At 56.5% G+C, this 10,461-nt stretch carries 7 protein-coding genes and 1 pseudogene; 4 read left to right on the forward strand and 4 right to left on the reverse strand.

Annotated elements, in window-relative coordinates:
- A partial coding sequence (locus tag AAC083_RS21085) for an ATP-binding protein (protein WP_258224807.1) occupies positions 1–2,071 on the reverse strand: 2,071 nt, incomplete at its 3' end.
- A 155-nt stretch (positions 2,072–2,226) separates the two neighbouring features.
- Between AAC083_RS21085 and trxC the strand changes: the two genes are divergently transcribed.
- Both trxC and AAC083_RS21095 read left to right on the forward strand, forming a co-directional pair.
- Positions 2,227–2,667 carry a thioredoxin TrxC gene (gene trxC, locus AAC083_RS21090; protein WP_108537636.1) on the forward strand — a complete coding sequence of 147 codons (441 nt, stop codon included), beginning with the start codon at positions 2,227–2,229 and terminating at the stop codon, positions 2,665–2,667.
- 154 nt (positions 2,668–2,821) lie between these two features.
- Positions 2,822–4,207: an SLC13 family permease gene (locus AAC083_RS21095; RefSeq protein WP_108537637.1), complete on the forward strand. Its 1,386-nt coding sequence runs from the start codon at positions 2,822–2,824 to the stop codon at positions 4,205–4,207.
- Positions 4,208–4,271: 64 nt separating this feature from the next.
- On the opposite strand, the gene AAC083_RS21100 is transcribed toward AAC083_RS21095, so the two are convergent.
- Together AAC083_RS21100 and AAC083_RS21105 are read right to left on the reverse strand one after the other, a co-directional pair.
- Complete coding sequence (locus AAC083_RS21100; protein ID WP_108537638.1) at positions 4,272–6,749, reverse strand: glycogen/starch/alpha-glucan phosphorylase; 2,478 nt, start codon at positions 6,747–6,749, stop codon at positions 4,272–4,274.
- A gap of 390 nt (positions 6,750–7,139) precedes the next feature.
- A complete protein-coding gene (locus AAC083_RS21105; RefSeq protein WP_042034869.1) occupies positions 7,140–7,337 on the reverse strand; it encodes a DUF4250 domain-containing protein in 198 nt (65 codons plus the stop codon).
- A gap of 233 nt (positions 7,338–7,570) precedes the next feature.
- On the opposite strand from AAC083_RS21105, the gene AAC083_RS21110 reads away from it, so the two are divergent.
- A complete protein-coding gene (locus tag AAC083_RS21110; protein WP_042034871.1) occupies positions 7,571–8,062 on the forward strand; it encodes a cell division inhibitor SulA in 492 nt (163 codons plus the stop codon).
- Between the two features lie 496 nt (positions 8,063–8,558).
- On the opposite strand, the gene AAC083_RS21115 is transcribed toward AAC083_RS21110, so the two are convergent.
- Positions 8,559–10,082, reverse strand: a complete 1,524-nt coding sequence (locus AAC083_RS21115; RefSeq protein WP_108537641.1) for a fumarate hydratase — start codon at positions 10,080–10,082, stop codon at positions 8,559–8,561.
- Positions 10,083–10,290: 208 nt separating this feature from the next.
- Here AAC083_RS21115 and pabB point away from each other — a divergent pair.
- Positions 10,291–10,461: pseudogene (gene pabB / locus AAC083_RS23420) on the forward strand (aminodeoxychorismate synthase component I); the annotation flags it as partial.

Genomic DNA, 10,461 nt, shown 5'->3' on the forward strand with positions numbered 1-10,461 from the left:
CCACCCGGCGCAAGTATTCGATGATGAGCTGCTGATTGACCCTGTTGTCCTCCGCCAGCAAGACCCTGACGCCTTGCAGCAGCTCACGGAAGTGTTGCTGATCGCCCTGGGCTTCGGCCTGGCGGATCTGCTGATCGTGGGAGCTGCCATTGAGCAGCTCATCCACCTTGGCCAGCAGGGCATTCTCTGTCATGGGTTTGGACAGGAAGTGGGTCAGCCCCATGCTCTCCATACGCCCGTGCAGTCCCTCTTTGGCCCAGGCGCTGGTCATCAGGATGGGCAAGCGCCTCCACTGACTGTGCTGGTACATCTCGAGGGCCAGATCCAGGCCATCCTCCTGCCCCATACGCCAGTCCAGGATGGCCAGCCGTATGTTCTGGCCCTCCTCGCGCAGCACCTGACGAGCCCGGGAGAGGCTGTTGACCGCCTCCACCCGGACACCGGCACGACCGAGAATGTCCTTGGCAAGATCCAGCACCAGTTCATTGTCATCCATCACCAGAATGAGCGGTTGATGCTCGAAGAAGACCCGACGACCAGACACCCCATAGACGGCCTTGGTCATGGGGATCTCGAACTGGAACACAGAGCCTGTGCCCGGCTTGCTCTGTACTGTGATCCGCCCCCCCATCAGCTCGACTAGCCGCTGGGAGATGTTGAGACCAAGGCCGGATCCCCCATATTTGCGGGTGTTCCCCGCCTCCAGCTGGGTGAAAGGCTGGAACAGCTGGGCCTGCTTCTCCTCGGCGATGCCGATCCCGGTATCCCGCACGCTGAAACGCACCCGCATGGGATGCTGGTTGACCAGGGTGATGGCCACTTCCACCTCGCCCCGCTCGGTAAACTTGATGGCATTGTTGACCAGATTGACCAGCACCTGACCAAGTCGCAGCGGATCGCCGCGCAGGAAATCGGGCACGGCCTGTGACTTGTTGATGATGACCTCGATCTGCTTGCGCTCGGCCAGATCGGCAAACATGCCGGCGAGCGAATCTATCTGCTCGCTGAGATCAAAGTCGATCTCTTCCAGAGTCAGCTTGCCGGACTCGACCTTGGTCAGATCCAGAATGTCATTGATAAGCAGCAGCAAGGTATCTGACGAAGACTTGATCTTGCTGAGATAATCCCGCTGCTGCTGATCCAGCTCGGTCTGCAGCGCCAGCGAACTGAAGCCTATGATGGCGTTCATGGGGGTGCGGATCTCGTGGCTCATGTTGGCCAGAAAATCACTTTTCGCCTGGGCCAGCAAGCCGGTCTGACGCGACAGATCGCTCAGCTTCTGATTGCGACGCCACAGAGTGACTGCCACCAGCGCGAAACAGAGCATGGCCCCCCCCAGCACGATCAGATAGAAACGGCTCTTGAGGGAGGAGGCCTGATCCATCTTGCTCTGCTTCCAGACCGACAACCCATCAAGCTCATGCATGTCGATAACCTGGTTGCGCAGCACGTGGTAGTCCACCACCTGGTGGCTGACATCTTCGCTCAACTGGGCAAGACCTGCCACCTCGGGAAGGGAAGGATAGGCCGTCTTGAGCCGTTGTTGCAGCTTTTCCAGCTGCTCCTGCTCGCCCTTGTCCCAGCTGCGCTTGAGGTAGCGACTGAGCTGTGCCAGCTCGGTCAGATCTATGGCCAAAGGAGCATCTGCTGGCAGGGTCGCCAGCAAGGCGTTGAGCTGTTTTTGAAACGGCTGCTCTATGTACTCGATGGCCATCTCCATGGAGTAGAGTTTGGCCAGATCCAGCAGGTAGCTGTCGATGTCGTGCAGCAGGGATTGGGAGTGAGGATTATCAGCAGCGTCGGGGTCATTACGCACCTCGCGCACGAAGCTGTCGAGGTTGCTCGACAGCTGGTTGAGACGCTGCTGCACATTGCCATCATTGGCCTTCTCTCGTCCCAGCAGATAAACGGTATCCGTGTTGACCCGGTTGAGGATCAACTCCGCTGCCACGCTGAGTTCGGAGGCCTTCTGCTGCTGACTGAGCAGTTGCCAGCAATAACCGGAGAATGCCAGCAGCGCTACGATGATCAGGCTCAGGACAACACGATTGACCCGTGTCACATTATTCATCCCGTCTAGATTCTCATGTCATGGCCGTGTATCCGCCGACAGAATGCCGAAACCGGATCACTGGCAGTGAAAGATAACTGACTGCTATGTTACCGTTACTCGGCCCTGTCAGTGCAAGAAAGATGTTGCAGGGCTTACGCATACAGGAATTAATTATGTCATTTATCACTACCTATTGTAGTCATTGCTTCACCAAGAACCGCCTGCCTGACGAAAAACTGGATTCAAACGCGAAATGTGGCCGTTGCAAGGCACCGCTGTTTGGTATCACTCCCGTCATGAGCCGCGAGGAACAGTTCGATACCCTGATCCAATCCGACCTTCCCGTCGTGGTCGACTTCTGGGCCAGCTGGTGCGGGCCATGCATACAATTTTCACCAATTTTTCAACAAGTTGCCAGTGAACTTGAACCTAACATTCGCTTTGTCAAGGTCGATACCGAGCAGCAGCAGGCCATCGCGGCCCGCTACGCCATCCGCAGCATCCCCACCCTGATAGTGTTCAAGCAGGGCAAGATAATGGCGCAGCGCAGTGGTTCCCAGCCCAAGAGCCTGTTCAAGGAGTGGCTGGCCTCCTTCATTCCTTCCGCCAAATGATAATTAAATGTTTAATTTTTGTTTGTTTAATGTTTTCACCCACCTTGACTCTGTGAGTCCCGGCATGATTTGACGACTTCCCCCTGTTTCACACAGCGGGATAAATGTAATCTCGGCAACACAACAACAACCATAAATTAACCGAGAGAACGCTATGCACACATCTGCTGTCCCCCCCGCTACCCCATCTCGCTGGCTAGACATCAAATCCGGGATTGTCATCCTGGATACGCTGCTGCTCTGTGCCATGCTGGCCTGGCTACCGTTTGATCCCATGGTCAACAAGGGGCTGGGTATTCTGGTCTTCATCGCCATTCTCTGGCTGACTGAAGCCCTGCACGTGACCATCACGGCCCTGCTGGTGCCACTGCTGGCGACCGTGCTCGGGGTGTTTGACATGAGCAAGTCCCTCACCGACTTTGCCAACCCCATCCTGTTCCTGTTCTTCGGGGGGTTCGCCCTTGCGGCCGCCCTCTCCAAACAGGGGCTGGACGCCCTGATGGCGGGCAAGGTGATGCACCTGGCCAACGGCCATCTGGGTTGGGGCGTCATACTGCTGTTTACCATCACTGCCGCCATGTCCATGTGGATCAGTAACACGGCCACCACCGCCATGATGCTGCCACTGGCCATCGGCATGCTGGCACGGCTCGACAGCAAGCAAGATCGCGCCACCTTCGTGTTCGTGCTGCTGGGGATCGCCTACAGCGCCAGCATTGGTGGCATCGGCACCCTGGTCGGCAGTCCGCCCAACGCCATCGCCGCCGCCCAGATGGGGATTGGCTTCACCGACTGGATGAAATTCGGCATCCCTGTGGTGCTGATCCTGATGCCCTGCGGCATTGCCCTCCTCTATCTGGTCACCCGTCCACAACTCAACCACAGGGTTGAAATCCAGGATGTCACCATCAACTGGACTCGTGAACGCAAGGTCACGCTGACCATCTTCCTGACCACAGTGGTGCTCTGGATTGGCTCGCAGCCCATCTCTAACGCTTTCGGCGGCGTTCCTCAACTCGATACCCTGATCGCCATGGGCGCCATCGTGGCCATCGTCGTTAGCCGCGTCGCCAGCTGGGATGACGTCAACCAGAACACCGACTGGGGCGTGCTGATGCTGTTTGGCGGCGGCCTGACCCTGAGCGCCATCCTCAAGGCCACCGGTACCAGTGCCTTCCTGGCCAGCCACCTGTCGGCCGTGCTCTCCCATGCCAACATCTTCATCGTGTTGCTGATGCTGGCGGCCTTCGTGGTGTTTCTGACCGAACTGGTCTCCAATACCGCCACCGCCGCCCTGCTGATCCCGCTGTTTGCCGGGGTGGCCGAGGCGCTGGGCGTATCCCCCATCGTCATGGCAGTACTGATCGCCATCGGTGCCTCCTGCGCCTTCATGCTACCGGTGGCCACCCCACCCAATGCCATCGTCTTCGCCAGCGGTCATATCCGCCAAAAAGAGATGATGAAGGCGGGGATGGCACTGAATATCGTGTTCACCGTGCTGCTGGCAGTGCTTGCCTACTTTGTCGGAGACATTCTCTGATCCGCTGACTCACACCCAGCAAAAAGCCCTCGCAATGCGAGGGCTTTTTCATATCAAGACGGGATCAACCCGTAATGTTGCAGCGCTTGAGGTTCCAGATCCGATCCACGTAGTCCTGGATAGAACGATCCGAGTTGAACTTGCCCATGGTGGCCGAGTTGATGATGGCCTTCTTCGCCCACAGTGCAGGATCCCGATACCAGGTATCGATCAGCTTGTGAGCTTCGGAGTAGGAGGCAAAATCGGCCAGGGTCAGGTAAGGATCGCCCCCTTCCAGCAAGGAGCGCTTGATGGAGGCGAGTTCACCCGGACGACCCGGCGTGAAGTAGTCGGTATCGAACCAGTCCAGCACAGCCTTGAGCTCGGAGTTGGCATAGTAGAAGTCATACGGGTTGTAACCGCGTCCCTTCAATGCCTTCACCTCGTCCACATTCAGACCGAAGATGGCGCAGTTTTCGGCACCCGCCTCTTCCGCGATCTCGATGTTGGCCCCATCCAGCGTCCCTATGGTGATGGCGCCGTTCAATGCCATCTTCATGTTGCCGGTACCGGAGGCCTCGTAACCGGCGGTGGAGATCTGCTCGGAGACATCGGCAGCCGGGATCAGCTTCTCGGCCAGGCTGACGCGGTAATTCGGCATGAACACCACCTTCAGCTTGCCCTGAATGCGAGCATCGTTATTGACCCGCTCAGCCAGCTTGTTGATGGCATAGATGATATCTTTGGCCAGCTTGTAACCGGGCGCCGCCTTGGAGCCGAAGATGAACACACGCGGGTGCATGTCATAGTCCGGGTTGGCCAGCAGACGACGGTAGAGTGCCATGATGTGGATAAGGTTAAGCTGTTGGCGCTTGTACTCGTGCAGACGCTTGATCTGGATGTCAAAGATCGCCTCGGCGCTCACATCAATGCCGGTTTCGTCCTTGATGACCTTGACCAGCTTCTCCTTGTTATGACGCTTGATGGTCATGAATTGCTGCTGGAACGCCTTGTCGTCAGCAAATTTCACTACGCCACGCAGTTTGTCCAGTTGCAGCGGCCACTCCTTGCCCACCACTTCGTTGTAGAGGCCAGCCAGTTCCGGGTTGCACGCCAGCAGCCAACGACGCGGGGTCACACCATTGGTAACGTTGCACAGCTTCTCTGGCCACAGCTCGGCATACTCAGGGAAGAGATCCTCTTTCACCAGCTTGGAGTGGATCTCGGCCACGCCGTTCACCTTGGAGGAGCCGATCACACCCAGGTTGCCCATGCGCACCTTGCGCACATCTCCCTCTTCGATGATGGAGAGCTTGGCCTTGATAGCATCGTTGCCCGGCCACTTGGGCTCGACCAGCTCGCTCAGGAAGCGGGCGTTGATCTCGTAAATCACTTCCAGATGACGAGGCAATACCTTTTCGAACAGACTGACCGACCACTTCTCCAGCGCTTCCGGCAGCAGGGTGTGGTTGGTGTAGGAGAAGACCTGATAGCAGATGGCCCAGGCAGCATCCCAGTTCAGATCTTCCTCATCCACCAGCATCCGCATCAGCTCGGGGATGGCCACAGTCGGGTGGGTATCGTTGAGCTGAATGGCGATCTGAGCGGCAAAGTTGCTGAAATCCGAGCCATGCACCCGCTTGTAGCGGCGCATGATGTCCTTGATGGAACAGGCACAGAAGAAATACTGCTGGATCAGGCGCAGCTCCTTACCCGCGTCTGTCTCATCGTTCGGATAGAGTACCTTGGAGATGGTTTCAGCCTGGGCTTTCTCGGCCTGGGAGTCGATGTAACCACCGGCGTTGAACACGTCCCAGTCAAAAAACTCGGAGGCGCGGGATTCCCACAAACGCAGTATGTTGACGGTATGTCCACCAAAGCCCACCACAGGGATATCCCAAGGCACCCCTTTGATCTTGCGACCAGCGTGCCACACCTTCTTCAGACCGCCGTTGTCACCAAACACGGTCTCGACATAACCGTAGAGCGGCACGTCTTGCACGGACTCGGGACGGCAAATCTCCCAGGGGTTGCCATATTCACGCCAGGAATCCGGACGCTCTATCTGACGACCATCCTGGATCTCCTGACGGAACAAGCCGTGCTCATAATGGATGCCGTAACCGACAGCCGGGTAATTCAGGGTCGCCAGCGAATCGATGAAGCAGGCGGCCAGGCGGCCAAGGCCACCGTTGCCGAGCGCCATGTCCGGCTCTTGTTCACACAGGTCGGTCAGTTCCAGACCGAGTTCACCCAACGCCTCTTCACACACTTTGTACAGGGAGAGGTTGTGCAGGTTGTTGGAGGTCAAACGCCCCATCAGGAATTCAGCAGAGAGATAGTGAATGGCACGAGTATCTTTCTTGAAGTGAGTCTGCTGAGTGCGGGTCAGGCGCTCGTACACCTGTTCGTTGACGGCGGCTGCGGTCGCTTTCCACCACGCTTCTGGCGAGGCTTTCTGTTCGCTTGTACCCAAGGTAGAACGCAGGTGACGCACGATACTCGCCTTGAGCTGATCTTTATCCAGTTGGAGATCCTGGTCTGTCTTCTTCTTGGTAGCCATAAACCATTTCCTTCGTTACAGAATAATAAAATTGTTATCCCATTAGGGACCGGTGCTGTTGTTCTCTCAGAATATGTTCCGGCGTGGGCATACTAGCTAAAGCTGATGGTTGAAAAGTTAACGCAAGTCACACTTTAACGCATAAAAATGACAGTTCAATCTTGAAAACCCTTTCCTGAAACTGATTAACAACGACCACTTATTTCATTTGAAATCAGCAACTTAATAAATAAATGAAAATATAAACCCGTGAATAGGTTTTCAATCATTGCCAAGTACTGAAAATCCATGAAAATAACTGAAAATACAGTGCGCATTGAAATCGTTTTCAATGCGCACTGTTCATAGGACCAGACTGACGACAATCTATGATGGCGATCTCCCCCCCCTTTAACCATGTGCCTTGAACTGATTGCTCATGGGGTCGTAGTGATAGCCTATCTGCAATAAACGGGTCGCGAGCTGATCCTCCGTCATGTCGTAATAGGCCAATAACTCCTCCAGACCATCGCACTCCAGCCGCAGCTTCTCATTGATGATCCCGAGCAGGATATTGGCATCTATTCGTTGCAAGGTGCTAACGTCCATCCTCATCTCTCCTCTTCACAAAGTGACTGTATAACCATGGGCGCCGGCTCCCACTTTGTCCATAGCCTAAAAAACACCCTCCTTCAGCGAAAAATAAATATCTATTAAAATCAATTGCATGAACATAATTCCTGCAAGCTTGATCACATTATTAGCCATAAATGGCTTGTCACTGGTGTGAGTTGCAACTACTGTATGCACATACAGCATGGTTATTCATACAGGAAAAGCATATGAGCCAGCCCATGAGTCATCCCCTTTTTGCCGCCTCTGTCAGCATGAGCAATCCCTGGCCCACTCGGCATCAAGGCAAGATCGAAGATGAACCTCTCACGGCATCTGCCAGCCAGGAACCGCCGCTGCTCGATGAGCTGGTGAGACTGAGCCACGGCGACACGGGCTGGATCCTGCTCATTGCCCCGCCGGGCCTGCCGGTGGCCAAACAGCTGCAGGCACAGGGGATCAATCCTGATCGCGTGCTGGTGGTACACAGCCCCAAGATCAAAAACTGGCAACGCATGCTGGAGCAGAGTCTGGGTAATGGCCACTGCGCGGCCGTCCTGACCTGGCTGCCTGAGCAGGTCTCGCTGGATCGCGCCAAGCTAAGCAAGCTGGGACAACGCTTCGGGGTGCTGACTCGCTTCTTCGAACCGGCAAGGACCGCCCTCCCCGTTCACAACGGCGCACTGGCCTATGGCGGACAGGATATCTATCTCAACCATTGATACTGGACCGATCGAGCGAAAGGATAAAACCGTGCAAAGGCAGAGTGGGATGAACAGTCGTAGGCACAGACGAGGTCATCAACAAAGATTACAGGGGGGCAAAATATCCCAGTAAGCAACCTTCAAGCAGGACGACCCCGCCTATGAGCCGGTCGCCAATCTGGCCTGCCACGCATAGAAAAAGGCGCCCCTGGGGTCTAATAAGAGAGTGTGAGTCCCAACCCGCGAGGGATAAGGGCCAAAGAGTGAGGGAGGCATGATGCCTCCCTCTTTTTATTGGATGCCAGCCAAGGCAAAGGTGTCAGCCAGATTGACGCGTTAACCCTGGCACAGTTCCTGTCACTCAAGACTTGGAATATTCAGCCACAAAAAATGCTTAACTGACTGATACCAGGCCCTGGAATCGCCTTTTTACGCAGTGCCTATTGTTGAATAGGACCTGCGAGTTGGCCGCTTCACCTGATGGCCGTGAAGCAGCTACCGACAAGTTGGCGACTCAGGAGAGCTTGGTATCGAGCTCGGCAATCTTGGCTGACCAGTAGGCCGGGCCTGTTTCATGTATGTTATTGCCCCGAGAGTCTACCGCCACTGTTACCGGCATGTCTTCCACCTCGAATTCATAGATGGCTTCCATCCCCAGGTCGGCAAAGGCCACCACACGCGCCTTCTTGATCGCCTTGGCCACCAGATAGGCGGCGCCACCGACGGCCATCAGATAAACGGCCTGGTGCTGCTTGATGCTCTCGACCGTCTTGGGGCCACGCTCGGATTTGCCGATCATGCCGATGAGGCCGGTTTCACCCAGCATCATGTCGGTGAACTTGTCCATCCGGGTGGAGGTGGTGGGACCCGCGGGGCCAACCACTTCGTCACGTACTGCATCGACCGGGCCGACGTAATAGATGAAACGGTTGGTAAAATCGACCCCTTCCGGCAGACCTTCTCCCTTCTTGAGCATGTCGGCGATGCGCTTGTGGGCGGCATCACGACCGGTGAGGATCTTGCCAGAAAGCAGCACGGTATCACCGCTCTTCCAGCTGGCAAGCTCCGCCTTGGTGATGCCGTCGACGTTGACGCGACGCACGTTGCCACCCGCTTCACGGGTGATTTCCGGCCAGTCGCTCAGTTTCGGCGGGGTCAGTTCGGCGGGGCCTGAACCATCCAGTTCGAAGTGAACGTGACGGGTGGCGGCGCAGTTGGGGATCATCACTACCGGCTTGGAGGCCGCGTGAGTCGGGGCGCTCTTGACCTTCACGTCCAGCACTGTGGTGAGGCCGCCCAGACCCTGGGCACCAATCCCCAGCTTGTTGACCTTGTCGTAGAGCTCGACTCGCAGCTGCTCTTCGGTGGTCTCGGGACCACGGGCGATCAGCTCCTGAATGTCGATGTGCTCCATCAGGGCCTCTTTGGCCAGTACTGCGGCTTTTTCGGCGGTACCGCCGATACCGATGCCCAGCATGCCGGGCGGACACCAGCCTGCGCCCATGGTCGGCACGGTTTTCAGCACCCACTCAACCACATCATCAGAGGGGTTGAGCATCACCATCTTGGATTTATTCTCGGAGCCGCCGCCTTTGGCCGCGATGCTCACTTCCACCTTGTTGCCGGGGATCATATCGATATGCACCACAGCAGGGGCATTGTCTTTGGTGTTCGTGCGACTGCCGGCCGGATCGGCCAGCACCGAGGCGCGCAGCGGGTTGTCAGGATTGGTGTAGGCACGGCGGGTACCTTCGTCCACCATCTCCTGCACTGTCATGTCGCTGTCCCACTGGACTTGCATGCCGATCTTGACGAAACAGGTCACGATGCCGGTGTCCTGGCAGAGCGGACGATGCCCTTCGGCGGACATGCGGGAGTTGATCAGGATCTGGGCCAGGGCATCCTTGGCGGCCGGGTTGATCTCGCGGTCATAGGCAGCCTTGGCAGCATGGACGAAATCGAGGGGGTGATAGTAGGAGATGTACTGCAGGGCGTCGGCGACGGAATCGATAAAATCCTGTTTTTTAATGATGCTCATATCATCCTCACTGGTCCTTGTCTTCACCATGACGGCAGAGCAAGGGCTTCCATATAAGCCGTGCTTCGGTGTGGTGGTGCCAGGCGAGGTGCCTGCCGATCCGAGAGACAACGGCGTGTTTTTTCTAAAAATTCCGGCGCCTATGATACGCTTGCCCCCCCGTACCGGCTAGGGAGCAGGGTGCAAACTGTTGCCTGTGTAACAAAAAATGAAACCAACTCTTCATATCCACCATTTTGATCACCAGACGACGCTGCATGCGCTGTTTACTCGTCTGCATCATCAGCCCTGGGCCATGTTGCTGGAGTCGGCCGGCCCTCAAGGGGCGGACAACCGTTTTGACATCATCACAGCCGACCCGCTGGCGACCCTGCAGACC

It is taken from the genome of Aeromonas sp. HMWF014 (assembly GCF_963878295.1).
Classification (GTDB): Bacteria; Pseudomonadota; Gammaproteobacteria; order Enterobacterales; family Aeromonadaceae; genus Aeromonas; species Aeromonas popoffii.